We start from the raw sequence: 26,121 nt of genomic DNA, 5'->3' as shown, positions 1-26,121 counted from the left end.
GATTGACGATGGCTCGTTCCAGGAAAAAGGGGCCCTACGTGGACCCGAAGCTTTTGCGCAAGATAGAAGAGATGAACGAGACCGGCAAGAAGAGGGTTATAAAGACCTGGTCGAGGCGGTCTACTGTAGTGCCGAGCATGATAGGACACACTATAGCCATACACAACGGAAAAACTCACTTGCCGATATACATAACCGAGCATATGGTGGGGCACAAACTGGGAGAGTTCTCTCCCACTCGCCGCTTCGGTGGTCATGCCGGCCAAGAACGCGCTACTCGGGTGAGATAAAAAGGGGAGGATCTTATGGAGGCAAAAGCAATAGCTAAGGGAGTTAGGGTTTCCCCCTTTAAAGTACGGCAGACGCTTACTTTGATAAGAGGCAAGGACGTGGGAGAAGCGATGATGGCCTTGCGCTACACCCCCAAGAAGACAGCGCGCATCGTAGAGAAAGTTCTGCGCAGCGCCGTGGCGAATGCGGAGTACAATCACGGCCTCGACGTGGACAAACTCGTAGTGAAGAAGGCCTTTGCGGATCAGGGGAGCAGTATGCGTCGATGGCGAGCGGTTTCTATGGGACGGGCTCACCCATATCGCCATAGAACCAGTCATATCACTATAGTGGTGTCTGAACGCTAAAGGGAGGTGTGAAGGTGGGCCAGAAGGTACATCCCGTTGCATATAGGGTAGGCGTCGTGCGCGATTGGGAGTCGCGCTGGTACAGCGAGGGAAAGTCTTATGCCAAAAACCTCCACAGCGACATCAAGTTGCGGGAGTGGATTAGAAACAGGTGGTCTCGCGCCGGGATTTCCAGGGTCGAAATAGAGCGCATAGGCAACGTCATTAGGTTCACGGTTTGGACAGCGCGCCCTGGTATCGTCATCGGCAAAGGTGGCACGGAGATCCAGAATGTCAGAGAAGAATTGCACGGCATGACGAACTGCAGGGTGATGATAAACATTCAAGAGATAAAATCCCCTGACATAGAAGCCCAAATCGTGGCCGAGGGAGTGGCTTCAGCGATAGAAAGAAGGGTCTCGTTCCGCCGCGCCATGAAGCAGGCCATATTCAGGGCCATGAAGGCGGGCGCTAAGGGCGTAAAAATTCAGTGCTCCGGTCGTTTGGGTGGTGCTGAAATAGCTCGTAAGGAATGGTATCTCGAGGGGCAACTTCCCCTATCTACGATTAGGGCCGATATCGATTATGGTTTTGCGACAGCTCGCACGATAGCAGGCGCCATTGGCATCAAGGTTTGGATATACAAGGGCGATGCCAGCCTTGAAAGGGCGAGCCTTGTCGGTTCCCAGGAGGGTGATAAGACAGATGCTCATGCCCAAGCGAGTTAAATACAGAAAACCGCACCGTCCTCCTCTCAGGGGCATGGCCAGGAGAGGGGCTAATGTGGCGTTTGGAGACTATGGTCTTCAGGCCTTGGAGAATGTTTGGCTTACCGCTCGCCAGATAGAGGCGGCCAGGATTGCCATCACTCGTAGGTTGCGTAAGGGCGGAAGGATGTGGATTCGCGTCTTCCCCGATGTAGCCTATACCAAAAAACCTCTTGAAACGCGCATGGGCAAAGGCAAGGGCACGCCCGAACTGTGGGTTGCCCCTGTCAAAAGAGGTCGTGTCCTCTTTGAGGTGGCTGGGATCTCTAAGGAGCTTGTAGAAGAGGCCTTTCGTGCGGCCTCCTGTAAGCTTCCCATAAAGGTTCGGGTCATCTGTCGAGAGGGAATGGGTGGTGAGTGAGGATGAAAGCGGGCGAGCTTCGCGATCTAACGCTGGACGAACTCAGAGAAAAGCATCTCCAATACAAGGAAGAGCTCTTTAATTTGCGCTTCCAGAATGCCATTGGCCAGTTGGGCAATACTGGGAGGATTAAAGAGGTAAAGCGAACTATAGCGAGGATTTTGACGGTCGTGAGGGAAAAAGAATTATCCCCGGATCGCTCGACGGTGAGGAGGTAGCAACGATGGAGGAACATCTGTCCCGCCGTAAGACGCGGGTGGGAGTGGTGGTGAGCGACAAGATGGATAAAACCGTCGTCGTCCGCGTTACGCGCACTGCCGAGCATCCGCTTTACGGCAAACGAGTGGTCAGGCACAAGAAGTATATGGCCCATAACGAAGGGAACAGCTGTCGCGTTGGTGATACAGTGCAAATAGAAGAAACCAGGCCCCTCTCTCGCCGCAAAAGGTGGAGAGTAGTTACGGTAGTGGCCAAAGCTCAACTTTTGGAAGGCGAAGCCTCCAACGAGGGAGGTAGGATCGATGATTCAGCTTCAAACGATGCTTAATGTCGCAGACAACTCCGGTGCCAAGAGAATAATGTGCATACAAGTGTTGGGCGGCAGCAAGCGGCGCTGGGGCACAATCGGAGACACGATAGTTGCCTCTGTCAAAGAGGCTGCCCCTAACAGCGATATCTCAAAGGGTGATGTGGTAAAAGCAGTAATAGTTCGCACTAAAAAAGAAGTGCGAAGAAGGGATGGCTCATACGTTCGTTTCGACGACAACGCGGCAGTCTTGATAGACAATCAGGGAAATCCACGGGGGACACGCATATTCGGTCCGGTGGCAAGGGAGCTCAGGGAGAAGAAGTTCATGCGAATTGTCTCGTTGGCTCCCGAGGTGATATGAGGTGGATTTTGAGATGGGCAAGATGCGAATTAAAAAAGGCGATATGGTGCGCGTAATATCTGGGAAAGATAAGGGCAAAGAAGGTAAGGTTCTTCGCAACATACCGAGCCGCGGTATGGCGGTTGTGGAAGGCGTAAACATAGTCACAAAACATGCGCGCCCGAGCAAGAAGAACCCTCAGGGCGGCATCATTAAGCAAGAATCTCCCATATATGCATGTAAGCTCATGTTCGTTTGTCCGGCCTGCGGCAAGCCGACGCGGGTCAAAAGGGCTTTCATGCAGGATGGCCGTAAAGTCCGCCTGTGCAAGCAGTGTGGGGAGATCGTGGACAAGGTATAGGGGAGGCGTCGATATGGTTTCTCGTTTTTTGCAGAAATATCGCGATGCTGTGCCTCGTGTCATGCAAACGTTTGGCTACAAAAATGTCATGGAAGTGCCTCGCATTGAGAAGGTGGTCATCAACGTCGGCGTGGGGGAGGCAAAGCAGGACATAAAATACCTGGATGCGGTCATGGAAGAGGTTGCGCTCATAACGGGGCAACGCCCTGTCCTTAAGCGCGCAAAGAGATCTGTGGCCAACTTCAAGGTTCGTGCTGGTATGCCGGTGGGGTGCATGGTAACGTTGCGCGGAGCGCGAATGTGGGAGTTTTTGGATCGCCTCGTCACCGTCGCCTTGCCGCGTATAAAGGACTTTCGCGGCATTTCGAGGCGCAGTTTCGACGGCAGGGGCAATTATAATTTAGGTTTGCGAGAGCAACTCGTTTTTCCGGAGATCGATTATGACAAGGTGTTAAAGGTACGGGGTATGAACATTACGATCGTTACCACCGCTAAAAAAGACGAGGAAGCTCAGGCTCTCCTTGCTGAGCTTGGCTTTCCTTTCAGCCGCTGAGGAAGGTGATGTATAGGTGTCTACAAAGGCGCTTATGGTAAAGGCAACCAGGGAGCCCAAATTTCCGGTGCGGAAGTATAATAGATGCCCAATCTGTGGGAGGCCGCGCTCGTTTTTGCGCAAGTTCCAGATGTGCCGTTGCTGTTTCAGAAAGTTGGCGCGTGAGGGAAAGGTCCCTGGCGTGATCAAGGCGAGCTGGTAGCCAGAATCGGGAGGATGGGACGATGTATGTCAATGACCCAATAGCAGATATGCTGACGCGCATCAGGAATGGCAACATTGCGCGTCATGAGTGGGTTGATATTCCATTGAGCAAGATGAAGCTTGAAATTGTCAAACTCATAAAGCAAGAGGGGTATATACGCAACTTCAAAGTTGTAAACGATCCGCAGAAACCTTACGCTACTATTAGGGTATATCTGAATTACGGTCCCAACAAGGAGCGCGTGATTCAAGGTGTAAAGCGGGTAAGCAAGCCCGGAAGGCGTTTTTACGTCAATAAGAGGGAATTGCCCAAAGTAATGGGAGGGCTTGGAGTTGCGATCATATCCACACCGAGCGGCTTAATGACCGATGTAGAGGCCAGGCGCAAAGGCTTGGGTGGGGAGGTCGTCTGCTATGTATGGTGAGGAGGAAAGGCCATGTCGCGCATAGGGAGAAAACCCATTCCCATCCCTAAGGGCGTGAGCGCCGTTGTGGAGGGCAAAAGGGTAAAAATGAAAGGGCCCAAAGGTGAGCTCTCCCTCGAACTGTGGCCGGACATCGAGGCACAGGTGAAAGACGGTCAAATCTATGTACACAGACACAGCGATGATAAAGAAGCGAGGGCCCTCCACGGTCTTGCAAGGGCGCTTTTGTCTAACATGGCAACAGGCGTGGCTCAAGGATTTGAGAGGCAGCTCGAGATAGTGGGCATAGGATATCGCGCTCAAGTCCAGGGCGGCAAGCTTGTATTGAGCCTGGGATATTCGAAGCCGGTTGAATTCGAGGCTCCAAAGGGCGTGGAGTTGGCCACTGACGGCCCGGCTAAGATTATAGTGCGAGGCATTGACAAACAACAGGTCGGCCAAGTGGCAGCTGTAATCAGAGGATTTCGCCCTCCAGAGCCATATAAGGGCAAGGGCATTCGCTATGTGGGCGAGCAAGTGGTTCGCAAAGCCGGCAAGACCAGCGCTGCGAAGTGAGGAGGTATGGACCATTGACCAACAAGGAAAGCCGCAACATAGGGCGGCAGCTGCGACATCGTCGCCTGAGAAAGAAAGTTTCGGGCACTGCGGAGCGCCCGCGATTAGCAGTATTCCGGAGCCTCCATTATATTTACGCCCAGTTGATAGATGACGAACGGGGACATACAATTGCAGCCGCTTCGACGCTCGAAAAGGCGTTAAGGGAGAGCATGGCTTCCAAGAAAGACACGGAGGCCGCTAAGGCTGTCGGTAGACTTATCGCTGAGCGCGCGTCTGCAAAAGGGATAAGCGCAGTAGTCTTTGACCGTGGCGGTCACATTTATCACGGCAGGATAAAAGCGCTGGCCGATGCAGCTCGCGACGCTGGATTAAAGTTTTAGGAGGAGGATGGCCTTCGTGGTGACAAAGCGGGATGTAATGGAAAAAGAGACGATGAAGGAACGAGTTGTAGCCATCAGCCGCGTCAGCAAGGTGGTCAAGGGAGGCAAGAGGTTTAAGTTCAGCGTCCTCGTCGTCGTCGGGGACGAGGAGCGATATGTGGGCGTTGGCTTGGGCAAGGCTCGGGAAATACCAGAAGCGGTGCGAAAGGGCATAGAGAAGGCCAAAAAAGACCTTGTGGAATTGAAACAAGTCGGCACCACTATACCTCATCCCATAATCGGCAATTTCGGTGCCGCTTCGGTTTTGCTGAGACCGGCTGCGCCAGGAACGGGCGTCATCGCCAGCGCTGTGGTCAGGGCGATCATGGAACTCGGAGGGGTTAAAGACGTCCTTACGAAGGTTATAGGCAGGACATCCAACCCCATCAATGTGGCGTACGCGACATTAGAGGCCTTAAAATCTCTCCGATCCCCGGAAGAGTTGTTGAAACTCAGGGGCAAGGAGAAGGAACTCACTAAGTGAGGAGGGCGCGGGACGATGGGAAAGCTTCGCATCACCTGGAAACGCAGCGCCATAGGTTATCCGAAGCGCCAAGCCAGGACCATAAGGGCATTGGGCTTGCAGCGCCTCAATCACACGGTAGAGCATGATGACACGCCTCAGGTGCGCGGCATGATAAAGGCGGTAGAGCATCTTGTGGAGTGGTCGGCGGTTCAGGAAGGGAGGGAATAGCTGATGCATATTGGCGATTTGAAGCCAGCCTCTGGTTCCAAACGAAAACCCAAACGCCTGGGATGTGGCATCGGCAGCGGACACGGAAAGACCTGCGGGAAGGGCCACAAAGGTGAAAGCGCGAGGGCAGGCACTGGTAAGCTGCCGGTTGGCTTTGAAGGTGGGCAGATGCCCCTGCACAGGCGGATCCCCAAGAGGGGTTTTAGCAACGCGCGCTTTGCTAAGGTGTATCAGGTCGTAAACATTGGGAGGCTCGATGAGCTTTTTCAGAATGGAAGCATCGTTGGACCGGCGGAGCTGTTCGCTGCCGGCCTCATTAAAGATCTTTCCACGCCGGTAAAGATATTAGGGGACGGTGAGCTCACAAAGCCCCTGGTCGTACGTGCCAACCTTTTCAGTATGAAGGCGAAGGAGAGAGTTGAAGCCGCAGGTGGAAAGGCCGAGGTGATTTAGAGGATGCTCGATTCCTTTAGGGATGCCTTTAAGCTGCCCGACCTAAAGAGGAGGATTCTTTTTACAATAGGAGTGCTCTTCGTCTTCAGGTTGGGAGCCCATATCCCAACCCCCGGCATTGATGCTGCGGCCATGGCCGGCCTCTTTCAAGAGGGAGGCATGCTGAGTTTTTTTGATCTCTTTGCAGGTGGTGCCTTGCGCCGCTTTAGCGTGTTTGCCTTAGGCGTAGCGCCGTACATAAATGCGAGCATAGTCATACAGCTTTTGACCGTAGTGATACCTGCCCTGGAGCGCCTACAGAAGGAGGGCGAAGAGGGGCGGCGTAAGATCACCCAGTACACCAGAGTGAGCACAATCTTTTTCGCAGCCGTTCAGGCAGCGGGCATGGCTTTCTGGTTGCGCGGTCTCGGTGTTTTTCCGAGCGGCGCGCTCAACATGGGAGTGGTGGTCATCACCCTTGTAGCCGGCTGTATGACCGTCATGTGGCTGGGCGAGATGATATCGGATCATGGCATCGGCAACGGCATCTCCTTGCTGATATTTGCAGGGATAGTCGCTCGTTTGCCCGAGGCCGTCATCAGGACTTGGTCGATGCTGGGGTCTGGAGAAATGAATGCTTTGACATTGTTAGTAGCCCTCGTGATCATCGTCCTCGTCGTGGCAAGCTGCATAGTCCTTCAAGAAGGACAGCGCCGTTTGCCGGTCCAGTACGCCAAACGCGTGGTAGGGAATCGCGTCTATGGTGGCCAAAGCACCTTTATACCGCTGCGGGTTAACCAGGCAGGCGTAATACCTATAATATTCGCCTCCTCGGTCCTGCTCTTCCCTTCCACTATCGCGCGGTTTTTCTCAGGCGAGGCCGCCATGTTTATACAAAGGCTACTTTCTCCGAACAGTGCCCTTTACATGGTCCTTTATGTAGCCCTGATCGTATTCTTCACGTACTTCTACACGGCAGTCGTATTCAATCCCGCGGACGTGGCGAACAACATGAAGAAATACGGCGGTTTCATCTTGGGAATTCGACCTGGTAGGCCTACAGCCGAATACATCGAAAAAGTTCTATCCAGGATCACATTGGGAGGGGCAATATTTCTCGCTGCCATAGCGCTAATTCCTACGTTAATGACGAGCCTTATGGGGATAACAACGTTTTACTTCGGCGGCACCGCCGTGCTCATCGTCGTAGGCGTGGCTCTCGATACAGTTCACCAGATCGAAGCTCAGCTTTTAATTCGTCATTATGAGGGCATACTAAAGCGCAGGGAGCGCACTGGCGGTTTGCTGCGCTTGTAGGTCGGTTCTCTTTGTCGCGGCGGAACTGGAACGAGGTGTAAAATGCGTCTGATATTCTTAGGCCCCCCAGGGGCTGGCAAGGGTACAGTAGCAGCTAAAATCAAAGAGGCATACGGGATAGCCCACATTTCGACGGGTGATATTTTAAGGGAGAACGTAAAGCGAGGGACATCACTGGGCAAATTGGCTGAGCGTTATATGCAAGCCGGTGATCTCGTTCCGGATGATATCATCGTGGAGATGGTAGAAAGTCGCCTGCAGGAACCGGACTGCAGCGAGGGCTTTATACTCGACGGTTTTCCGAGGACGTTGCCTCAGGCCGAGGCGTTGGACCGCATTCTGAAAAAATTAAAGGTGAAACTGGATGCCGTCATTCTCCTGGAAGTGGATGACGAGACCATAGTAAAAAGACTTTCCGGCCGACGCGTATGCCCTAAGTGCGGTGCTATTTACAATGTTTCATTCAATCCTCCGAAGGCAGATTCGCTCTGCGATCATTGCGGAGAGATGGCAATACAACGAAACGACGACAAGGAAGAAGTGGTAAGGCAACGCCTGGCGGTCTACAGGGAGCGAACGGCTCCGCTCATCGACTATTATTTGCGAAAAGGAATCCTCAAAAAAGTGGAAGCTGCCCGTGGAAGCGACGAGGTAGCGCATGCGATCGAGGAAAGTTTGGCTGGAGGGTACCATGGTCACGCTTAAGAAGGATTGGGAGATAGACATAATGCGCCAGGCCGGGCGAATTGTAGCCTCGGTTTTGGAGTTGTTGAGAGAACGTATACAGCCGGGAATCGATACGGCAAGGCTGGATGAGGCGGCGAGCGAGCTAATCGAGCGCAGCGGAGGCATTCCGGCCTTTAAGGGTTACACGATGCCCGGTTGCCCAATTCCTTTTCCGGGCGCTCTGTGTATCTCTATAAACGAAGAAGTTGTCCACGGCATTCCCTCGCACGAGCGCGCGCTGAGTGAAGGCGATATTGTAAGCGTTGATGTGGGCGTACTGTATAAAGGGTATTATGGTGATGCGGCTTGTACATATCCCGTAGGGAAAGTTTCGCCGAGGAAAGAGGCACTGCTTAGGGTTACCCTGGAGTCACTGCATAGAGCTATTGCGGCTGCTCAGGAGGGTAAGACAGTGGGCGACATAGGTCATGCCGTCGAATCGTATGTGATCTCTCAAGGGTTTTCCCTTGTTCGTAATTATTGCGGGCATGGCATAGGTCGCAGGCTCCACGAGCCGCCCCAGGTGCCAAACTACGGCCGTCCTGGGAACGGCGTGACGTTGAAAAGAGGCATGACGATAGCCATAGAGCCCATGGTGCTTTCAGGGGGAGAAGAAGTTGTAACATTGTCCGATCGCTGGACCGTGGTGACAGCCGATGGGGCCGATGCTGCCCATTTTGAGCATACTGTGTTAGTGACCGATGGCGAAGCGGAAATCCTTACCCCTTGGGAGTGACCCACCATATCCGTTTGAAGTGGGACAAATAGTATACTCTATCAAGGGCAAAGATGCAGGTGCCTGGTATATCGTGGCTGGCTACCTGAGCGAGGAGGGGCGACTGGTTCTCCTCGGAGTCCACAGGGGTAACTTGATTTTCAAGAAAAAGAACCCGAAGCACATTCAGTGGACTCGCTCGGTCGTTTCAGAGGTAGCTCGTAGGTTGAAGGAGGGCGGCGTTGTCGATCCTGGATGGTTGACAGAGCGCGCGTCTGCTGCCGGATATGAAATTGAAGGAGGATCAAGGAGGATGAAGCAGCCGTATGACCAAAGATGAGGTGATAGAAGTGCGCGGCAAGGTATTGGAGCCGTTGCCCAACGCGATGTTCCGTGTCGAATTGCAAAATGGTCATCGCATATTGGCACATGTCTCCGGTAAGATGCGCATGCACTTCATTCGCATATTGCCAGGGGATGAGGTGTTGGTGCAGCTCTCGCCTTACGATTTGAGCAGGGGTCGCATCGTGTATAGGTATAAATAAAAATGAGCACCTCGAGGTCATAGCTGCTTAAAAGTTTTTTCAGAAGGGAAGTGAGCGTAATGAAGGTCAGACCTTCCGTAAAGCCAATATGTGAATATTGTCGTGTCATTAAACGTCACGGGGTTGTGCGGGTTATCTGCAGCAAGAACCCGCGCCATAAACAGCGTCAAGGTGCGAGGAGGTAAGAAGATATGGCACGCATTGCAGGTGTGGATTTACCCCGCGAAAAGCGGATAGAGATTGCCCTTACATACATTTACGGTATAGGATTATCCTCTGCCCGCAAGATACTTGCAAACACAGGAGTAAGCCCCGATACGCGCGTAAAGGATCTCACGGAAGAGGAAATCCAGAAGTTGCAATCGGAGATAGAACGCAATTACCGAGTGGAGGGCGATCTGAGGCGCGAGGTGGCCGGCAATATCAAACGCCTCATAGATATAGGCTGCTACAGAGGCATCAGACACAAGTTGGGGCTTCCCGTGCGGGGGCAGAGGACGCGAACGAATGCCAGAACTCGCAAAGGACCGGGTCGCACTGTGGCCGGCAAGAAGAAGGCCACCGCTAAGAAATAAGCGAATTGAACTTGCAGGAGGTTGAGCCAGGTTGGCGAAAAGCAAACAACGCAGGGGTAAAAGAAAAGAAAAGAAGAATGTGAGTTATGGTGTGGCTCACATTTACTCCACGTTCAACAACACTATAATCACTATAACCGATAAGGGAGGGAACGTCCTATCGTGGGCATCCGGCGGCAACGTCGGCTTCAAGGGCACTCGGAAGTCTACGCCTTATGCCGCTCAATTGGCCGCTCAACAGGCGGCTAAGCAAGCCCAGGTTCACGGCGTTCAGCAGGTCGATGTGCTCGTTAAGGGACCCGGGCCGGGGCGCGAGTCAGCCATTCGCAGTCTTCAGACTGTCGGCCTTCAGGTGAATACGATCAGGGATGTCACACCCGTTCCTCATAATGGTTGCCGCCCGCCAAAGCGGCGCCGCGTTTAACGTTACCTACAAAGGAGGTAGTGGAGCAGGATGAGCAGATATACAGGTCCCCTTTGTAGGCTTTGCCGTGCCGAAGGGACCAAGTTATTTCTAAAGGGCGATCGTTGCTACAGCGAAAAATGCGCCGTAGGCCGCAGGAACCATCGTCCTGGTCAGCATGGCTCTCGTAGGCCGAAGGAGACCGAATATGGGGTGCGCTTAAGGGAGAAACAGAAGATGCGCCGTATATATGGGATGCACGAGGCCGCTTTCCGTCGCTTTTATTCGATGGCCACCAGAATGCCTGGACAGACTGGGCATGCCTTCTTCCAGCTTCTGGAGAGAAGGTTGGACAACGTAGTCTTTCGGTTGGGTTTCGCCTCGAGCAGGCGTCAGGCGCGTCAGCTTGTTCGTCACGGCCACATCACCCTGAACGGCAAAAGGGCGAATATACCGAGCGCCTTGGTCAGGCCGGGCGACATCGTGGCCATTGCCGAGAAGAGCCGCGACATTGCATGGGTGCGCGACAACTTGGAGGTTGCGCGCACAAGGGGCGTGCCAGCTTGGCTTGAGCTTAATGCCGACAGGGCGGAAGGCAGGGTCTTAAGCCTTCCTACGAGAGAGCAAATAGACGTGCTAGTGAACGAGCAGCTGGTTGTGGAGTTTTACGCCAGATAGGAGGTATGGGGTTGGAGCATATTCAGCCCGAGATTCGCACTGTGGATCTCGCCGAGCGGTATGGGAAGATAGTTGTAGAGCCTCTGATGCGCGGTTATGGGACCACTTTGGGCAATGCCCTGCGCCGTGTGCTTCTTTCGTCCATAGAGGGAGCGGCGATCATGGCAGTGCGCATTGAGGGGGTTGTTCATGAATTTTCGGTAATTCCTGGAGTAAAGGAGGACATGATTGAGCTTTCGCTCAATCTCAAACGCGTGCCTCTTAAAAGCCATAGCGCAGAAGTGCGTCAATTGCGACTGGAAGTCGAAGGGCCTGAGCGCGTCACGGCTGCCCACATCTTTCCAGACAGCGAAGTAGAGTTTGTAGATCCAAATGCATACATTTGCACTTTGGCGGAGGGGGCATCGCTTGCGATGGACCTTTATGTGGGACGGGGGGTAGGGTATGTTACCTCTGACCGTCCACGCCCCCAATACTTGCCGGCCGATGCCATTTTGATTGACGCTATCTTCTCTCCGATTTTGCGCGTGAGTTACGAGGTGCAAGATGCGAGAGTTGGACAGAGGACTGACTACGATAGACTTGTGTTGGAAGTGTGGACGAACGGGGCGGTTCGGCCGGACAATGCCATTGTGGAAGCGGCCAGGATTTTGCAGGGCTATTTTGCTAAGTTTTCAGACCGATTGAGCAAGACGATAGAAGAGCGCACTTCGCAGCATGAAGAAGGCAAGGTCGAGCCCAAGACACTCGCACCTTCTTATGGGGCTGAGCTGCTCTCTCGTCCCATAAAAGACATCGGGCTTTCGACGCGAAGCGAGAATTGCCTGTTGCGGGGCAACATTCGAACGATCGGTGAGTTGCTTAACTGCACGAGGAGTGACTTGCTCAAGATACGCAACTTGGGCAAAATGGCCCTGAAGGAGATAGAAGAACAGCTGGCCAAACATGGATTGGCGTTACGAGACGAAGGCAACGTGGATAACGAGGAAAAGGGGGATTAATTAACCATGAGACATAGAGTTGACGTGCGCAAGCTCGGGCGCCCAGGGGGCCACAGGCGTTCCATGATGAGAAATCTTGCCATAAGTCTCGTGATGGAAGAGCGCATCGTCACTACGGTGACCAGAGCTAAAGAACTGCGCCGTCTCGTCGAGAGGCTGATCACTCGAGCCAAGAGAGGAGGCGTGCACGATCGTCGCATCGTAGCAGCGCGCCTTAACAATAAAGAGGCTACGAAGAAGCTTTTCGATGAGCTTGCACCAAGATATGCCACCAGGCCGGGCGGTTATACCAGGGTTGTCAAGGCCGGCAACAGGCCGAGCGATGGAGCTCCAACTGCAGTGATAGAGCTCGTCCAATAATTTGGCATCATGGCAAAAGAGGCAATATGCGCCCTAAAGGGGGTATCTTTTGCCTATCCTGGCACATCCCATTTCGCTCTATCGAACATCGACCTGGAGATATACAGGGGAGAACAGGTGGCGATAGTAGGGGAAAACGGATCGGGCAAATCCTCCTTAGCCAAGCATTTAAACGCCCTGCTTCAGCCGACGCAGGGCGTTTGTCTTATATGCGGGTTGGACACACGTGACCCTGAGCGCCTCTTCGACATACGGCGAACGGTGGCCATGGTTTTTCAAAACCCTGATAATCAGATAGTGGCCGCTGTGGTGGAAGAGGATGTGGCATTTGGGCCGGAAAACCTGGGGTTGCCTCCTGAGGAGATAAGCGAGAGGGTAGATTGGGCTCTCGATGTGACAGGATTGAGTGAATTGCGCCGACGCCCCACTTATGCCCTTTCGGGCGGACAAAAGCAACGCTTAGCCATAGCCGGCGCACTGGCCATGAACCCCGAGGTTTTGGTTTTGGATGAAGCTACCTCCATGCTCGATCCCTCCGGCAGGGAAGAGCTCTTGGCCCTCTTTTCTACCCTTCGCGATCGAGGAATGACGCTGGTGCAAATAACTCACAGGACGGAGGAGATCTTGGATTGTGACAGGGTTTTGATATTGGGAGGAGGATGCCTGGTTTGGAACGGGACCCCAATTGAGCTGTTTCTGGAGCCCGATCGTCTCTTCGAATGGGGTTTAGATGTGCCCGATGTGGTGCTATTTTGGCATAAGTTGATGGTGTGTGGGTTGATAGAGCGCACCGTGCCGCCGTCTCCCCTTGAGGTGGTGGAATCCCTTTGTCGATAGTGGTCGAGAGCGTTAAATACGTCTATCATAGCGGCACGCCCATCGAAACCGTGGCCCTGGACGGGGTCAGTCTCTCCGTGGACAGAGGAGAGTGGGTTGCGATCGTCGGACACACGGGCAGTGGTAAATCTACGCTGGCACAGCACCTCAATGCGCTGCTTTTGCCTACAAAGGGAAGCGTATGTGTCGATGACGTACCTGTAGTTTCAAAAGGTGCGCAGCTTAAGAATATCCGCCGTTGCGTCGGGCTCGTGTTTCAATATCCCGAACAGCAGCTTTTTGCCGAGAGCGTATTCGATGAAGTCGCTTTTGCGCCGCGCAATTTTGGGGTGCCGGAAGGCGAACTTGACAAAGTAGTGCGTGACTCTCTACGGCTTGTAGGCTTGGACGAAGGTATGATTTCTCGGAGTCCCTTTAGCCTTTCAGGAGGGGAACAAAGGCGGCTGGCGATTGCTTCTGTTTTGGCGGCACGCCCGTCTTATCTCGTACTCGACGAACCTACAGCCGGCTTGGATGCGCGCGGAAAGAGGGAGCTCATTGCGCTGTTGAAGTCCTTCAAAGAAGAAGGGTTTGGTATAGTGCATATCACGCACGACCTAGACATCGCGCTCAAATTGTGCGATCGCATTTTAGTTTTAGAAGGCGGGAAGAGCAGGTTTTGGGGCCCACCGTGTGTCATCGTTGAGCAGCTAATTGAACGTCCCCCCAAGGGATTGGTCTTGCCGCCCTTGGTGGAATTGGCCTGGAAGTTGCGTAAGCGAGGCATGGACGTGCCCATAACGTGGGATGTCGAAAGGCTCTTTTCGGCAGTGGCCAAGGAGGTTTCGCCGTGCGCTTCCTCGAGCATCTCACGTTAGGTCAATATATCCCGGCCGATTCCGCCGTTCATCGCCTCGACCCGCGCTGCAAGATACTTTCGACAGTGATTATCCTGATCGGAGTGTTTACGGCATTCCACCCCTTGGCTTTCTCTTTCTGGGGAGCGTTTTTGATCTTCTCCGTCCTTCTTTCTCGTTTGTCGCTTAAGGTTCTGGTCCGCTCCACGCGGCCCGTATTGATCCTCGTGGTTTTTACGGCCATCGTGCATCTTTTCTTCACCGGAGGAGATGCCTTATTCAAGTTGGGTTTTTTAACCGTGACCAGCCAAGGCGCAAACCTCGCCGTGAGGATGGGCCTCAGGCTTCTCTTTCTTGTGCTTTTTGCAAACCTCCTGACGCTCACTACAAGCCCAATGGAGCTGGCCGACGGATTAGAGCAATTGTTTTCGCCTTTGAAGCCATTGGGTTTTCCGGCCCATGAGTTGGCCATGATGATGACCATAGCGTTGCGATTTATTCCTACGCTACTGAATGAGACAGATCGCATCATGAAGGCACAGCTTGCGAGAGGCGCGGAACTGGATCAAGGCGGCATCATAAAGAGATTGCGAGCCTTCATACCCGTCTTGGTGCCTCTTTTCGTTATCGTCTTCAAGCGGGCTGACGAACTTGCTGTCGCCATGGAGGCGCGCGGATATAGGGGCGGAGTCGGAAGAAGCAGGATGCACCCCCTGTGTTGGTCTTTGTCGGATACGCTTGCCTTGATCCTTGTAGTTGTTGTCGTTTTGACCTTCATTTACTTAGACGGGTGGTCTTGAGTGCCATGCTTACGTATGCTGCCGAGATTAGCTATGATGGCGGTGCGTTTTTCGGCTTTCAGAGACAAAAAGGGCTGCCGACGGTCCAAGAGGCCCTCGAAAATGCCCTTTCCCGCCTGGAAGGCGGCAAAAGAGTAAGCATGGCAGCTGCTGGGAGGACGGATACAGGAGTTCATGCCAGGCGCCAAGTCATATCCTTTTCTATGACTAAGGAATGGCAGGCGGAAAGGCTTCGGTTGGCCCTTCAGGGGAACCTTCCTTCGGACGTGGCAGTAGTGCGGGTGGCGCGAGCGCCTGAAGGGTTTCATGCCCGCTTCAGCGCCCGTTGGCGGGAGTATATATACTTCACATGGCAGGCGCCCTATTGTTACCCACAATTGCGCCATTATGTCTGGTGGAGGGCAAAATCTTGGGATGAAGAAAGGGTGAAGGAGGCTTGCGCCCTGCTTTTGGGGCGGCATAACTTTGCGGCCTTTTGCGAGGCCTCTGAATGTCCGCAGGATGCCACCCGTACCCTTCACATCGTCAAGTTCAGACGGCGTGGAGCGCTGTGCTGGTTGCGCTTTCGCGGGGATGCTTTTCTAACTCACATGGTTCGCATTATAGCCGGCACCGTCGATTTATTGGGTAACGGGAAGATCAGCCTTGAGGCCTTTGAAAGGTTGCTTTTAGGTGGGTCACGCCTCGAGGCCGGGCCGACAGCACCTCCGCAGGGGCTTTTCCTATGGCGCGTGGGATATTGCCCATCACCATGGGATATGTGAGGCATGATGTTTATAATTTCAGTTGGAAGGTCGTTTTCACGACGAAGAGAGCGAGGAGGTTTCCGACGTGTGGAGCATGGATATAGGCATAGATCTGGGGACTGCCACTGTCCTCGTATTTGTAAAGGGCAAAGGTGTGGTGCTTAATGAGCCGTCTGTTGTGGCGGTTGACCAGAATACAAATAAGATCCTGGCGGTTGGGGCGGAAGCGAAGCGCATGTTGGGGCGGACTCCAGGGCACGTGGTAGCTGTGCGTCCACTACGTGATGGTGTGATAGCTGATTATACAATTACGGAAGCGATGTTACGATATTTTGTTAAAAAAATAACGCCGGGTTTGAGCCGACTCTTTCGACACCGCGTAATGATTTCAGTCCCGTCTGGCGCAACAGGAGTGGAGAGGCTGGCCGTCTTGGAGGCGGCTATCGAGGTAGGCGCAAAGGAAGCCTACCTCATTGAGGAATCTATGGCATCTGCGATTGGGGCAGGCTTGGACGTGGGCGAACCGAGGGGCAACATGGTGGTTGACATCGGTGGCGGCACTACCGACATAGCAGTCATCTCTTTGGGGGGTATCGTAGTGGCTGAAGCGCTGCGCATAGCGGGAGACGAATTTGATGAGGATATCGTCAGGATGGTGCGCAAGAAGTTCAATTTGGAAATAGGGGCACAGACCGCGGAGGCTATAAAAACTACGATAGGCACATGCTATAGAAGCGGCGAAGTCATGCGGATGAACGTGAAGGGAAGAGATATAGTCCAAGGCCTACCCAAACAAGTTGAGGTGACGAGTGACGACGTGATGGAGGCAATCGAGGACTCCGTGCTCTCCATAATCAAGGGGATTCGGCACGTCTTAGAACTAACCCCTGCGGAACTATCTGCCGATATTATTGACAGAGGGATCGTTTTGGCCGGCGGAGGATCGTTGCTCAAAGGATTGCCAGAGCTGATTTTTGAGCACACTCATATTTCCACATACGTGGCGGAACACCCCGTCGAGTGTGTGGTCCTGGGGACCGGCAAGGCTTTAGAAGAGTTGGACAACCTCAAGAGATCGGGAGCCGTGATGTCGGCCTTCAAAAGGGGAAGTAGACGCGGTTGAGGGGGAATTATTTATGTACAGAGGCATATATACCGGCGCATCAGCAATGCTGGTTCAAGAGAAGGCGCTGGATGTGGTGGCTAACAATTTAGCCAATGCGGAGAGTGCTGGCTTCAGGGGACGCATAAATGTCAACAAATCCTTCCCTCAGCTTCTGGTGAGCCGTATGGAAAGCGCACAAGATGCCCCAGGCTTATCGCCCAGCGTCACGCCGCTGGGCGATGCGGCTTTAAATGTCGTTCTGTCTGAGACAGCTATGGCAACCAGACGCGGTCCGATTCAAGTGACTGACAATCCATTGGATGTGGCAATAGATGGAGAGGGTTTTTTCGCAGTTCAAGACACGGCAGGAAACACCTTCTATACGAGAGCAGGCCATTTTTCAAAGAATGCCGCAGGTGAGCTTGTCAACGCTGATGGCATGCTGGTTTTGGGGGATGGCGGTCCTATCGCTTTGGGCGACGCCATCTCTTGCTTTATAGACGATCGAGGGCAGGTTGTGGCGGATGGGGATGTGATAGCCCAGTTGCAGATCGTCGCCTTCGAGAGACCTACATATCTGCGCCAGGTGGGGAGATCTCTGTTAACGGCTACCCCTCAAGCGGGTTTACCCCAGCCCACCGGAGCCGTTAGGTTGGTGCGCGGGGCGCTCGAGCGCGCCAATGTCAATGTGGTGGAGGAAATGACGGCAATGATAGAGGTAAACCGCGCTTATGAAATGGCCGCAAGAAGCGTCACTATACAAGATGAGATGACAGGCAGGCTAATCAGCACCTTCAGCCGTGTAGGCTAAGTGTGAGGTGAGTGTAAAATGATTCGATCTCTTTGGTCCGGTGCCACGGGCATGATTGCCCAGCAAACCAACTTAGATGTGATTTCCAACAATCTGGCGAATGTGAACACATCTGGATATAAGAAGATGCGCGCCGATTTCGAAGATCTGCTGTATCAAATAGACCGGGAACCGGGAGCCCCGGTCGAGCCCGATTCCATGCTACCCACGGGCATACAGGTCGGCCTTGGCACGCGCGTGGTGGGGACAAACCGCCTAATGGGCCCCGGCAACATCCAAATAACATCTAACCCTCTGGACATCGCCATAGAGGGAGACGGGTTTTTTCAGGTCACTATGCCTGACGGCACAATTGCCTATACGAGAGACGGCTCTTGGAAGATCGATGCCGACGGGCAGATCGTCACATCTAACGGGTACCTGCTTGAGCCCGAGATAGTTATACCCGAAGATGCCATGGAAGTGATCATAAGCCCGACTGGGGTGGTCTCCGTGCGCCTGCCCAACCAAGTGGCTTTGGATGAAATCGGCCAGATAGAACTTGCGCGTTTCGTAAACCCGGCCGGTTTGATGGCTATCGGGAAGAACCTCTTTTTAGAGACGGAAGCGAGCGGTGAACCGATACTCAACAACCCTGGCGAGGAAGGGATGGGAACGCTCCTTCAGGGGGCACTTGAGATGGCGAACGTCCAGGTTGTGGAAGAGATGGTCAACATGATCATCGCTCAAAGGGCATACGAAGCCAACTCCAAAACCATTCAGACTGCTGATGAGCTGCTCCGTATAGCCAACAACTTGAGGCGATGAGGCGTAAGATGATTAAAGTTTTCCGGATTTTCGGGTTGATTGGAATGATAATAGCGCTTTCTCTCATCGGCAAGGGCTCGCCGTCATGCGGCGAGGAGCCTCTGCTTTCCATCGAACTGCAGCCCGAGATCTCCGTATACGATGTCCGCATACCGCTGGGAGCCTTGGGCAGAGTGCAGGGAAGGGCCGACGTGGCCTATCGGGCATCCCGTGCCATGGTGGATGTGAGCGATGAGGTCATCACCATCGACGACATTTTAGAAAGCTTGCAAGGGGCGGGCGTGGGCGGCATAGCTGTAAAAATCGTCATGCCTGAGGTGGTCCACTGCAGGAAAGAGGACGAATGGACCAGCACGGTGCGGCGCCTTTCCGGTTGGCGATGGGGATTAAAGGTAGAAGCTTCGGGCAAAGGCGCCGGAAAACTTGTTGCGCCATCGTCGATCAGCCCAGCCGAAGAAAGAGTGGCGTTACGTTTCGAGGGACCTGCGGGAGATCGTTCCATCGTTTACCTTAGGGTTCACTGGTCTCAGCCGACCATGATCGCTGCGCATGACCTAAAAAGAGGTGCGATTGTCGCCATCGATGACCTTCTGCTCGATGTGGTCAATCTATCTCGTAGTCGCCGTTACCCCTCTTCGCCCGATGAGATCTTGGGGAGTGTGCTGAACCGCGACTTAAGAAGGGCTGAAGCCCTGACGGTTGATGACTTCAAGCGTTTACCTTTAGTAGAAAGAGGAACCATCGTGCGCCTCGTCTACAAGGCCGGTGGGCTGGTTGTCGAGATGCCGGGGAAAGCTCTGGAAGACGGTTTTAAAGGGGAAGGCGTAAAGGTGAGAAATGAGCGTACCAAGAAGGTCATCGTGGGCGTAGTGGCCGGCGACGGTTTTGTTTTGGTGGAAGGAGGTTGATGTCTCGTGAAGAGATTTTCGCTGCTATCGTCGCTTGCGGTGCTATTTTTGCTCGCTCTCCCAGCTTGGGGACAATCGCTATGGCAGGATGGGGCCAGTCTTTATGCCGACCAGCGCCCCAGGCGCGTGGGCGACATAGTCACTGTTGTGGTCAATGAGCGCACTAACACCAAAGACGAAGCGAAGACGGATGTTACAAAGGATAGCAATCACCAGGTAGACGACGGAACTGGAATACTCGACTTTATAAGGGGCTTTGGCACCAGCTCCACCAGCGATATGGAAGCTGACGCGTCCACGGAGCGCACCCATAGACTACAGACGCAGATAACATGCTTAGTGACGGAAGTTTTGCCAACCGGCAATCTGGTGATAGAGGGCGTGAGAGACATTCGCACGAATACGGAGACGTTGAAACTGCACTTGCGCGGCGTTATACGCCCTCAAGATGTTACCCCTGACAATACAATAGGAAGTGATAACGTAGCAAATGCCGAGCTTTTTGTTGAAGGAAAGGGCACATTGAGCCGTGTTCAGCGCCCCGGATTGCTTACGCAACTGCTGCAAGCCATATTCTAAGGGGAGAAGGAAATGAGACGACTTGTGATTGCATCGATCGTTTTTATGTCGGCGGCGCTTTTTGCAGTGCCGTTCGCTTCGGCTGCTGTTCATCCTACTGTGCGCATCAAAGAGCTGGCTCATGTGGAAGGGGTCAGGTCGAACCAACTCACCGGCTTGGGATTGGTCGTCGGCCTACAGGGGACTGGTGATAGGAGCCAACTGGCACTTCGCATGATGCGCAACATGGTCACGAGCTTCGGCATATCTACGGACGAAAAGATGATCCGCTCCAGGAATGCGGCTGTGGTGACCGCCACAGCGCAGCTTTCGCCCTTTGTGCGCCAAGGACAAACCGTGGATGTAGTGGTGAGCGCTATGGGTGACGCGAAGAGCCTTGAAGGTGGTGTATTACTTCAGACTCCATTGCAGGCCGCCGACGGCAAAGTTTATGCCGTGGCGCAGGGACCAGTCACCGTGGGCGGTTTCGTCGCGGGCGGTGCCGCTGCGAGGGTCACGAAAAATGTGACTACGACAGGCCGCATCCCTGGCGGTGCCATAGTCGAGCGCGATGTCTCTATGGATTTCGTCCAAAGCAACTGGATCTCGCTGCTCCTTGAGGAGCCCGACTTTACGACGGCCCAGCGCATTGCAAATGCTATAAACGAGCGATATGGCGGTGTTGCGCGCCCTGCCGATGCTGGACGCGTGGAGGTTGCAGTCCCGCCGCGATATGTTACCAATCCAACTGCCTTTATTGCCCAGGTGGAACAGCTCGAGGTTACCCCCGATGTCCCTGGCAGGGTAGTAGTCAACGAGCGCACTGGCACTGTGGTAATGGGCGGCCAGGTGGGCATCAGCGCTGTCACCGTTGCTCATGGCAACCTGACCGTGCGCGTAGTGGAAGCCCCCGAGGTGGTGCAGCCTGAACCCTTTGGCACAGGAGTAACGGCAGTTGTGCCGCGCACCGGTGTTGCCGTTACCGAGGGAGCGGGGCAGCTCGTCTCTCTGCCGGCCTCATCCACTGTGGATGAACTGGTGAAGGCCATGAACGCCATAGGGGCTACGCCGAGGGACATCATTACGATCCTTCAGGCTATAGATCAGGCCGGAGCCTTGCACGGAGAGCTGGTGGTCATGTGATCGTTAGCGGTATTGGTTCCTCTTTTTTGGCGGGCGATAGCCATTCGGAAGAAGAACGCCTTAAAAAGACGTGTCAGCAGTTCGAGGGGCTCCTATTGGGGATGTTGTGGAAGGACATGCGCGACGGAGTTAGAGGCCTTGGGGGTGCTTCCGGTCGCCCCTTCGGTCCATTGGAGGATCTGTCTTGGGAAATGGCCGCGACCCAGCTTGCCGAGGGAGGAGGCGTAGGCTTGTGGCGCCTCCTTTACGAGGAACTGAAGACAAACCTTGGTGGCACGAGGGCTTAAAGTTTGAGTGCATACGATGCGGTCGCTGTTGCCGCGGAGAGCCTGGGGCTGTCTGGTTTTCTCCCGAGGAAGGCAAAAAGATATCCGACTATTTGGGCATCTCCGAGGAGGAGTTTTACAGGCTTTGCGTCATTAGTCGTTTGGGGCGCCACAGTTTGCGCGAGCGCCCCAATGGTGATTGTGCGTTTTTAAATCCTCAAGATAACAGTTGCTCCATCTATCCGGTTCGTCCGATCCAATGCGCTTTATATCCGTTCTGGCCGTCTATTTTGACAAGCAGAAGAATTTGGCAGGCCCAAGCCAAGAGATGCCCCGGTATCGACATGGGTAGGCTCTATTCGCAAGAGGAGATATCTTCTCTCTTGCGCCTCTCTCCCTTTCCGGACCTTTAGCCCTCTCCAGAGCTGTTGACATTGTTTTGAGTGGCGGATATACTTGATTTACGTTGGGCGGATAGCTCAGGGGTAGAGCACCTGCCTTACACGCAGGGGGTCATAGGTTCGAACCCTATTCCGCCCACCAACAACAGTAGGTTTGGGGCTGTAGCTCAGCTGGTCAGAGCGCTGGCCTGTCACGCCAGAAGTCGCGGGTTCAAGTCCCGTCAGCCCCGCCATTTTAGTTTTAGTGATGGCGAGATAGCTCAGTAGGTAGAGCAGCGGACTGAAAATCCGCGTGTCCCCGGTTCAATTCCGGGTCTCGCCACCATTCCTTGTCCCGACCGGGTTTGTGCTGTGTCGGGATTTTTTTGTGCTCGATTTAGGAGCGTCGGACTGTTTTCTTGCTGTGTCATGATAGCCCTCGAAATTACGCCTTTTCCTGAATTTCTGGCTTCCCCTTTTATTACGTTTTTGCTTCCAATGAGGTTGTTGGAAAGCCACTAATTCGCTTTCATTCGCCCTCAGCTCGTCTAAATAGCAAAAAAGAACGGAGAGTGTTACCATGGGTTTTGTAGACAAGACAAGTCCTCAGGTAAAAAGATAGGCTATAGAGGTACTTTAGAGGCTCGAAGACTAAGCTATGCAGACGTCTATAAAAGAATGGGCGGTATCATATAAACGAACTGCTTTTACAGGTGCCTTAGTAGCGTTAGCAATACTTGGGGATTCCTTCCTTTACGCCGCTTTACCTGTGCACTATCGAGAGGCTGGCGTCAGCTTGATAATGGTTGGATGGTTGCTCAGCCTCAACCGATGGGTACGCCTTTTCACTAATACTGTTGCGGGTTGGCTCGGTTCATGTTTGGGCTGGAACACGGTGTTTACAGCGGCACTATGGCTGACAGTGATCACAACCTTCGGATATGGACGTACTGGATCTGTGCCGATACTCCTGTTACTCAGAGGGCTGTGGGGGCTTTGTTGGTCGCTCCTTCGCTTGGGTGGACAAGCAGCCGTGCTGGCCGAGAGTGCGCCTGGGCAGCGCGCCTCCCACATGGGATTGTTTACAGGGATGTATCGATTGGGAAGCTTGGCTGGTATGGTAGTGGGTGGCTATTTGGCCGACATAGTGGGCTTTAAGATGGCAGCACTTTGGCTATCGGTCGCGACGGTGTTGGGTGCCATCATAGGTTCATTGCCGCCTGCTGCAAATGGGCAGTGGGGTGCACCCGCTAAAGAGGAAGGCGTTAATCGTGATTTGCTCCGAGCGGCAACAGGGTGGATACCTGAAGGACACGAAGAATGGGTAGTTTGTATATGCGCTGCGAGCTTATACTTTGTAACTAGCGGGATTGTGACCTCCACAGTAGGTTTGCTCGTGACCACACGGTTGGGGGATCGAATAGCCTTAAATTGTTGGGTGCTTGGCGCAGGGGCATTATCAGGGCTATTGTTGAGCACGCGATGGGTAATAGATTTCTTGCTTGGTCCTCTGTTAGGTTGGTGTACCGACCGTTGGGGACGTTCTTTAGCTTTGGTCGCTGGTTATTTGGCAATTGTAATGATGTTGTTTGTATTGTCGAGCGCGCGTGGACTTCTCGTGATAGTCCTGTCTTTGGTTGTGTTGTTCTGTTCAGGTACTGCATGCGCTGTGGCACTTGATGGGTGGGCCGGTGACATTGCCGGACGCACGCCTGGCCGGTTCTTGCCGGTCTATGCGACATGGATTGATGCCGGAGCTGCTGTTGGTCCATTGATGGGCTATTACCTTTCAGAAACGTGCTCGTTATCTTATGGATATATAGCAAGCGCTGGTCTTATATTGATAGGAGGTGTTATATGTTGGGCTTTATCTTGTGCTGCCCAAAGGCAAGGTTGAGTCAGGGTTATTTCTGTCAATCGCCACTATCCATGATCCACTCTTCACCACAGACATTGACCCACCCGGTTGAATGCTTTTTATCACATTGTGTTCATGGTAGTCAACGCCTCCTTCCTGCGGCGTGGGGAAAGCCTCTCCAGGTAACTGGTACCTTTGATGACGATCTGGTAGCTGGCATTGGCCAAGCGGTCCAGGGCGCTGTTTGGAGTTGCCCCACTTTACTGGACACTTTCAAACTTAGCCTTTAAGCTGCTTCTGACTTTTCGTGTTCGTCAAACCACCTCCGCTCAAATTCATCTGGGCTTAAGCGCCAGAGCGTCGAATGTCGCCTAATCCTTTGCAACCTACCCCGATGTACTCGAAGACGGCATTTTTAAGCTCTTCTCGTGTTGGCCAACTTGTTCCTGCCCGAGCAATCTAGCCTTGAGTGTAGCGTAAAAGCTTTCAGCTACTGCAAGTACAAGCGCATCTCCGACAAAGCCCATGGAGCCCAATATGCCAGCCTCTTTCACCCTGTCGGTGAAGACGATAGAGGTATATTGAAAACCTCAGGTCTTGAGTGGTGAATCACCCCTCTATGAGGGCGTCTGCGTTTAATTGCTATACCTGAAGCGCCTACGGCCAATTCAGACGTTATACGGCTACCTAAAAGAAACCGATTACCTTTCTGGAAAAGGCATCCAACACTACGGCCAAATATAGCCAGCCCTCGCTTGTGGGGTGTTGCGTTATGTCGCCTACCCAGAGTGTATTGGGCGCGTCTGCCTCGAAGTTTCTCTCGACGAGGTCAGGGTAGATAGGACGTTTGGGGACATTTGTTGGTACATCCTTGACGCTTACTATGTGTGTGTCTTTTATTCCTGCCTCTTGCATGAGTCTGGCCACCCTCTTCCTCGAGCAGTGGATGTCAAACTTAAATGGAAGCTTTAGCATGGATCCTCGGTGCTCACCTAGCACTGAGGCTTCTTTCATGGATCTCCTTGATAAACCTGAGGAGGATCCAATCCTGTATCGTATGATCTAACTCTTGCGCTTTTAGCCAATCATAATATCCGCTGGTGGAGACCCCCAGAACGCGAAACTATTTGGCAATAGGGTAAGGCCGCCTTCTCTTCCTCTATAAACGAAAATATGACTGGAGTTTTCGTCCGTCTCATGCGCAAAAAGGTGCGCGCCCTTTTTATATCTCCCGTTCAATTCGAAGGATGCAGTTTTTAAGCGCGCAAGCTTCCTCAATTCGCATCGCTTCAGAAGTGGTAAGGCCTTAGGAGTACCGGAATCGATCTCTTGCTGTTTCACCCAACGTTTGAGCGATTTCACAGAGACACCCAGATCTCGAGATATCTGGAGTATAGGCTTTCCACTCTCTTTAACCAACCTCACTGCCTCGAGCCCTAAAACTCCTAAAGAATACATTGGCCTGTCTTTGAGCATCAGAAACACCCCTCCCTCTTGAATTGTATCTCCAACTAACAGGGTGTCCGTTAAACCGGGGCAAGTCCACCATGCTCTCAGGGGTTCAGTATATCCTCACCTTATCTCCCCCCCTCAAGGGGAATGATAATTTCACTTTGATTTTTAAGTGAGGCAACGAATCCGTTTCGCTTTGATTTTAAGTGAGGCAACTCGGGGTATTGACAAAATGGATTACATCATTATATGCTACTCATGTGATGAGTAGTAATTTTACTGTAGGAGGGTAACTGTGGAACTTTTTACAGATGAAAAGGCACTGTCGATATTAGAGATAGTCTCAAATGGGAGCGAACCCATAGGGTCGTGGAACCTGGTTGAGCTGCTTGAGAAAAGGGGCGTATCCGTCAGCCCTGCCACTATAGGTCGCATGCTGAATCGGCTGGAGAAACTTGGCTACTTGAGAAAAGAAAAGTTAAAGGGCAGAGTCATTACGCCCCAGGGGATGGAGGCCATACGCATCGCCAAGGAGCTGCAGCGGAGAAAGCGTTATCAGGAGGAACTAAACAGGCTTATAGATACCGAAACGCTGGAGGACTTCCTCATGGTTCTCGAGGCCAGAAAGGTCGTAGAAAGTGCCACAGCTCGCTTGGCAGCTCAAAATATCACAGAGGGCGAGCTTTTAAAATTAGAGGAGATTCTAAGCCAGCAAAGGGCGCTTCACGAGCGCAGCGAAAGCGTAACGGATACGGACATAGCTTTCCACCGTGCCATAGCTGCGGCTTCTCGCAATAAGGTTCTGGATAATATTTATAAAATTATTTCGCTATCAGGACAACAGTCAGAGCTATTTGAATATATCCGCAGTCAAGTCGGTGCTCCTTATATGACTTCCCACCTACAGATTTTTGATGCCTTGAAGAAACGTGACCCCAAAGAAGCAGAAGCGAGCATGATTCGCCATATGGACAGCCTTATAGAGGACGTAAGAGCATATTGGCATCTCTATTATCCTGAAGCAAAGTAAGAAT

Annotated in this window: 43 protein-coding genes and 3 tRNA genes; 44 read left to right on the top strand and 2 right to left on the bottom strand. The window is 53.1% G+C overall.

Going from position 1 to position 26,121, the window contains the following annotated elements:
- Positions 1 to 8 precede the first annotated feature (8 nt).
- From rpsS to EZM41_RS00870, 43 genes are all read left to right on the top strand, one after another.
- On the top strand, positions 9 to 290 hold the full coding sequence (gene rpsS, locus EZM41_RS01080) for a 30S ribosomal protein S19 (protein ID WP_198468553.1): 282 nt from the start codon (positions 9 to 11) through the stop codon (positions 288 to 290).
- 15 nt (positions 291 to 305) lie between these two features.
- Positions 306 to 638, top strand: a complete 333-nt coding sequence (gene rplV, locus EZM41_RS01075) for a 50S ribosomal protein L22 (RefSeq protein ID WP_198468551.1) — start codon at positions 306 to 308, stop codon at positions 636 to 638.
- A gap of 14 nt (positions 639 to 652) precedes the next feature.
- Positions 653 to 1,345 carry a 30S ribosomal protein S3 gene (gene rpsC, locus EZM41_RS01070; RefSeq protein WP_198468544.1) on the top strand — a complete coding sequence of 231 codons (693 nt, stop codon included), beginning with the start codon at positions 653 to 655 and terminating at the stop codon, positions 1,343 to 1,345.
- Positions 1,323 to 1,745, top strand: coding sequence for a 50S ribosomal protein L16 (rplP, locus tag EZM41_RS01065; protein ID WP_198468542.1), 423 nt, complete (start codon positions 1,323 to 1,325; stop codon positions 1,743 to 1,745). The genes rpsC and rplP overlap by 23 nt, the downstream gene beginning before the upstream one ends.
- 2 nt (positions 1,746 to 1,747) lie before the next feature.
- Positions 1,748 to 1,963 (top strand): 50S ribosomal protein L29, encoded by a 216-nt coding sequence (gene rpmC, locus EZM41_RS01060; RefSeq protein ID WP_198468540.1) that lies wholly within the window; start codon positions 1,748 to 1,750, stop codon positions 1,961 to 1,963.
- 5 nt (positions 1,964 to 1,968) lie between these two features.
- Complete coding sequence (rpsQ, locus tag EZM41_RS01055; protein WP_198468538.1) at positions 1,969 to 2,292, top strand: 30S ribosomal protein S17; 324 nt, start codon at positions 1,969 to 1,971, stop codon at positions 2,290 to 2,292.
- Positions 2,267 to 2,635, top strand: coding sequence for a 50S ribosomal protein L14 (rplN, locus tag EZM41_RS01050; protein ID WP_198468536.1), 369 nt, complete (start codon positions 2,267 to 2,269; stop codon positions 2,633 to 2,635). Before rpsQ ends, rplN begins: the two co-directional genes overlap by 26 nt.
- Before the next feature lie 13 nt (positions 2,636 to 2,648).
- A complete protein-coding gene (rplX, locus tag EZM41_RS01045) occupies positions 2,649 to 2,975 on the top strand; it encodes a 50S ribosomal protein L24 (RefSeq protein ID WP_232618870.1) in 327 nt (108 codons plus the stop codon).
- Between the two features lie 13 nt (positions 2,976 to 2,988).
- Complete coding sequence (gene rplE / locus EZM41_RS01040; protein ID WP_198468534.1) at positions 2,989 to 3,528, top strand: 50S ribosomal protein L5; 540 nt, start codon at positions 2,989 to 2,991, stop codon at positions 3,526 to 3,528.
- A 16-nt stretch (positions 3,529 to 3,544) separates the two neighbouring features.
- Complete coding sequence (locus EZM41_RS01035) at positions 3,545 to 3,730, top strand: type Z 30S ribosomal protein S14 (protein ID WP_198468532.1); 186 nt, start codon at positions 3,545 to 3,547, stop codon at positions 3,728 to 3,730.
- A 22-nt stretch (positions 3,731 to 3,752) separates the two neighbouring features.
- Entirely contained in the window at positions 3,753 to 4,157 is a 405-nt protein-coding gene (gene rpsH, locus EZM41_RS01030) for a 30S ribosomal protein S8 (RefSeq protein WP_198468530.1), read from the top strand.
- Between the two features lie 12 nt (positions 4,158 to 4,169).
- Complete coding sequence (gene rplF, locus EZM41_RS01025; protein WP_198468528.1) at positions 4,170 to 4,712, top strand: 50S ribosomal protein L6; 543 nt, start codon at positions 4,170 to 4,172, stop codon at positions 4,710 to 4,712.
- 14 nt (positions 4,713 to 4,726) lie between these two features.
- Positions 4,727 to 5,095 (top strand): 50S ribosomal protein L18, encoded by a 369-nt coding sequence (rplR, locus tag EZM41_RS01020; RefSeq protein WP_198468526.1) that lies wholly within the window; start codon positions 4,727 to 4,729, stop codon positions 5,093 to 5,095.
- Positions 5,096 to 5,132: 37 nt separating this feature from the next.
- Positions 5,133 to 5,618 carry a 30S ribosomal protein S5 gene (gene rpsE, locus EZM41_RS01015; RefSeq protein WP_198468598.1) on the top strand — a complete coding sequence of 162 codons (486 nt, stop codon included), beginning with the start codon at positions 5,133 to 5,135 and terminating at the stop codon, positions 5,616 to 5,618.
- A gap of 15 nt (positions 5,619 to 5,633) precedes the next feature.
- A complete protein-coding gene (rpmD, locus tag EZM41_RS01010; RefSeq protein ID WP_198468524.1) occupies positions 5,634 to 5,828 on the top strand; it encodes a 50S ribosomal protein L30 in 195 nt (64 codons plus the stop codon).
- Between the two features lie 3 nt (positions 5,829 to 5,831).
- Positions 5,832 to 6,281, top strand: a complete 450-nt coding sequence (gene rplO, locus EZM41_RS01005) for a 50S ribosomal protein L15 (RefSeq protein WP_198468522.1) — start codon at positions 5,832 to 5,834, stop codon at positions 6,279 to 6,281.
- 3 nt (positions 6,282 to 6,284) lie between these two features.
- Positions 6,285 to 7,577, top strand: coding sequence for a preprotein translocase subunit SecY (gene secY / locus EZM41_RS01000; RefSeq protein ID WP_198468520.1), 1,293 nt, complete (start codon positions 6,285 to 6,287; stop codon positions 7,575 to 7,577).
- A gap of 42 nt (positions 7,578 to 7,619) precedes the next feature.
- Positions 7,620 to 8,282 carry an adenylate kinase gene (locus tag EZM41_RS00995; RefSeq protein ID WP_198468518.1) on the top strand — a complete coding sequence of 221 codons (663 nt, stop codon included), beginning with the start codon at positions 7,620 to 7,622 and terminating at the stop codon, positions 8,280 to 8,282.
- Complete coding sequence (map, locus tag EZM41_RS00990) at positions 8,269 to 9,039, top strand: type I methionyl aminopeptidase (RefSeq protein WP_198468516.1); 771 nt, start codon at positions 8,269 to 8,271, stop codon at positions 9,037 to 9,039. The genes EZM41_RS00995 and map overlap by 14 nt, the downstream gene beginning before the upstream one ends.
- Positions 9,040 to 9,112: 73 nt before the next feature.
- Positions 9,113 to 9,358, top strand: coding sequence for a hypothetical protein (locus EZM41_RS00985; RefSeq protein ID WP_198468514.1), 246 nt, complete (start codon positions 9,113 to 9,115; stop codon positions 9,356 to 9,358).
- The gene (gene infA, locus EZM41_RS00980; protein ID WP_198468512.1) at positions 9,345 to 9,563 is read left to right on the top strand and encodes a translation initiation factor IF-1; all 219 of its coding nucleotides are present in this window, start codon (positions 9,345 to 9,347) and stop codon (positions 9,561 to 9,563) included. The genes EZM41_RS00985 and infA overlap by 14 nt, the downstream gene beginning before the upstream one ends.
- A 59-nt stretch (positions 9,564 to 9,622) precedes the next feature.
- Positions 9,623 to 9,748 carry a 50S ribosomal protein L36 gene (gene rpmJ / locus EZM41_RS00975; RefSeq protein WP_198468510.1) on the top strand — a complete coding sequence of 42 codons (126 nt, stop codon included), beginning with the start codon at positions 9,623 to 9,625 and terminating at the stop codon, positions 9,746 to 9,748.
- A gap of 6 nt (positions 9,749 to 9,754) precedes the next feature.
- Positions 9,755 to 10,138, top strand: a complete 384-nt coding sequence (gene rpsM / locus EZM41_RS00970) for a 30S ribosomal protein S13 (protein ID WP_198468508.1) — start codon at positions 9,755 to 9,757, stop codon at positions 10,136 to 10,138.
- A gap of 31 nt (positions 10,139 to 10,169) precedes the next feature.
- Positions 10,170 to 10,562, top strand: a complete 393-nt coding sequence (gene rpsK, locus EZM41_RS00965) for a 30S ribosomal protein S11 (RefSeq protein ID WP_198468506.1) — start codon at positions 10,170 to 10,172, stop codon at positions 10,560 to 10,562.
- Positions 10,563 to 10,592: 30 nt separating this feature from the next.
- Positions 10,593 to 11,219, top strand: a complete 627-nt coding sequence (gene rpsD / locus EZM41_RS00960; RefSeq protein WP_198468504.1) for a 30S ribosomal protein S4 — start codon at positions 10,593 to 10,595, stop codon at positions 11,217 to 11,219.
- A 5-nt stretch (positions 11,220 to 11,224) separates the two neighbouring features.
- Positions 11,225 to 12,220 (top strand): DNA-directed RNA polymerase subunit alpha, encoded by a 996-nt coding sequence (locus tag EZM41_RS00955; RefSeq protein WP_198468495.1) that lies wholly within the window; start codon positions 11,225 to 11,227, stop codon positions 12,218 to 12,220.
- 6 nt (positions 12,221 to 12,226) lie between these two features.
- Positions 12,227 to 12,580: a 50S ribosomal protein L17 gene (rplQ, locus tag EZM41_RS00950; RefSeq protein ID WP_198468493.1), complete on the top strand. Its 354-nt coding sequence runs from the start codon at positions 12,227 to 12,229 to the stop codon at positions 12,578 to 12,580.
- A 9-nt stretch (positions 12,581 to 12,589) separates the two neighbouring features.
- Complete coding sequence (locus EZM41_RS00945; protein WP_198468491.1) at positions 12,590 to 13,417, top strand: energy-coupling factor transporter ATPase; 828 nt, start codon at positions 12,590 to 12,592, stop codon at positions 13,415 to 13,417.
- Complete coding sequence (locus EZM41_RS00940) at positions 13,417 to 14,274, top strand: ATP-binding cassette domain-containing protein (protein WP_342449188.1); 858 nt, start codon at positions 13,417 to 13,419, stop codon at positions 14,272 to 14,274. Before EZM41_RS00945 ends, EZM41_RS00940 begins: the two co-directional genes overlap by 1 nt.
- A complete protein-coding gene (locus EZM41_RS00935) occupies positions 14,247 to 15,053 on the top strand; it encodes a CbiQ family ECF transporter T component (RefSeq protein ID WP_198468488.1) in 807 nt (268 codons plus the stop codon). The genes EZM41_RS00940 and EZM41_RS00935 overlap by 28 nt, the downstream gene beginning before the upstream one ends.
- 5 nt (positions 15,054 to 15,058) lie before the next feature.
- Positions 15,059 to 15,817, top strand: coding sequence for a tRNA pseudouridine(38-40) synthase TruA (gene truA / locus EZM41_RS00930; protein WP_198468486.1), 759 nt, complete (start codon positions 15,059 to 15,061; stop codon positions 15,815 to 15,817).
- A gap of 67 nt (positions 15,818 to 15,884) precedes the next feature.
- On the top strand, positions 15,885 to 16,922 hold the full coding sequence (mreB, locus tag EZM41_RS00925) for a rod shape-determining protein (protein WP_342449186.1): 1,038 nt from the start codon (positions 15,885 to 15,887) through the stop codon (positions 16,920 to 16,922).
- A 13-nt stretch (positions 16,923 to 16,935) separates the two neighbouring features.
- Positions 16,936 to 17,715 (top strand): flagellar hook-basal body protein, encoded by a 780-nt coding sequence (locus EZM41_RS00920; protein ID WP_198468484.1) that lies wholly within the window; start codon positions 16,936 to 16,938, stop codon positions 17,713 to 17,715.
- A gap of 18 nt (positions 17,716 to 17,733) precedes the next feature.
- Positions 17,734 to 18,522, top strand: a complete 789-nt coding sequence (gene flgG, locus EZM41_RS00915; protein ID WP_198468482.1) for a flagellar basal-body rod protein FlgG — start codon at positions 17,734 to 17,736, stop codon at positions 18,520 to 18,522.
- Between the two features lie 8 nt (positions 18,523 to 18,530).
- Complete coding sequence (flgA, locus tag EZM41_RS00910) at positions 18,531 to 19,430, top strand: flagellar basal body P-ring formation chaperone FlgA (protein WP_198468481.1); 900 nt, start codon at positions 18,531 to 18,533, stop codon at positions 19,428 to 19,430.
- A 6-nt stretch (positions 19,431 to 19,436) separates the two neighbouring features.
- Positions 19,437 to 20,009, top strand: a complete 573-nt coding sequence (locus EZM41_RS00905) for a flagellar basal body L-ring protein FlgH (RefSeq protein ID WP_198468479.1) — start codon at positions 19,437 to 19,439, stop codon at positions 20,007 to 20,009.
- A 12-nt stretch (positions 20,010 to 20,021) separates the two neighbouring features.
- On the top strand, positions 20,022 to 21,131 hold the full coding sequence (locus EZM41_RS00900) for a flagellar basal body P-ring protein FlgI (protein WP_198468477.1): 1,110 nt from the start codon (positions 20,022 to 20,024) through the stop codon (positions 21,129 to 21,131).
- Positions 21,128 to 21,418, top strand: a complete 291-nt coding sequence (locus EZM41_RS00895) for a hypothetical protein (RefSeq protein ID WP_198468476.1) — start codon at positions 21,128 to 21,130, stop codon at positions 21,416 to 21,418. Before EZM41_RS00900 ends, EZM41_RS00895 begins: the two co-directional genes overlap by 4 nt.
- A complete protein-coding gene (locus tag EZM41_RS00890; protein ID WP_198468474.1) occupies positions 21,364 to 21,810 on the top strand; it encodes a YkgJ family cysteine cluster protein in 447 nt (148 codons plus the stop codon). Before EZM41_RS00895 ends, EZM41_RS00890 begins: the two co-directional genes overlap by 55 nt.
- Before the next feature lie 55 nt (positions 21,811 to 21,865).
- Positions 21,866 to 21,940: transfer RNA gene (locus EZM41_RS00885), tRNA-Val, on the top strand.
- A gap of 14 nt (positions 21,941 to 21,954) precedes the next feature.
- A tRNA-Asp gene (locus tag EZM41_RS00880) sits at positions 21,955 to 22,031 on the top strand.
- 16 nt (positions 22,032 to 22,047) lie between these two features.
- Positions 22,048 to 22,123 (top strand) — tRNA-Phe (locus EZM41_RS00875).
- A gap of 312 nt (positions 22,124 to 22,435) precedes the next feature.
- On the top strand, positions 22,436 to 23,674 hold the full coding sequence (locus tag EZM41_RS00870; protein ID WP_198468472.1) for an MFS transporter: 1,239 nt from the start codon (positions 22,436 to 22,438) through the stop codon (positions 23,672 to 23,674).
- Positions 23,675 to 24,322: 648 nt separating this feature from the next.
- On the opposite strand, the gene EZM41_RS00865 is transcribed toward EZM41_RS00870, so the two are convergent.
- Both EZM41_RS00865 and EZM41_RS14475 read right to left on the bottom strand, forming a co-directional pair.
- Positions 24,323 to 24,550 carry a DDE-type integrase/transposase/recombinase gene (locus tag EZM41_RS00865; RefSeq protein ID WP_198468470.1) on the bottom strand — a complete coding sequence of 76 codons (228 nt, stop codon included), beginning with the start codon at positions 24,548 to 24,550 and terminating at the stop codon, positions 24,323 to 24,325.
- 162 nt (positions 24,551 to 24,712) lie between these two features.
- Entirely contained in the window at positions 24,713 to 25,093 is a 381-nt protein-coding gene (locus EZM41_RS14475) for a transposase (RefSeq protein ID WP_446697796.1), read from the bottom strand.
- Positions 25,094 to 25,382: 289 nt separating this feature from the next.
- On the opposite strand from EZM41_RS14475, the gene EZM41_RS00855 reads away from it, so the two are divergent.
- Positions 25,383 to 26,117 carry an FCD domain-containing protein gene (locus EZM41_RS00855; protein WP_198468466.1) on the top strand — a complete coding sequence of 245 codons (735 nt, stop codon included), beginning with the start codon at positions 25,383 to 25,385 and terminating at the stop codon, positions 26,115 to 26,117.
- Positions 26,118 to 26,121 lie beyond the last annotated feature (4 nt).

The sequence above is a fragment of the Acetomicrobium sp. S15 = DSM 107314 genome (assembly GCF_016125955.1).
GTDB classification, from domain to species: domain Bacteria; phylum Synergistota; class Synergistia; order Synergistales; family Thermosynergistaceae; genus Thermosynergistes; species Thermosynergistes pyruvativorans.
This window is presented reverse-complemented; position numbering and strand designations above follow the sequence as displayed.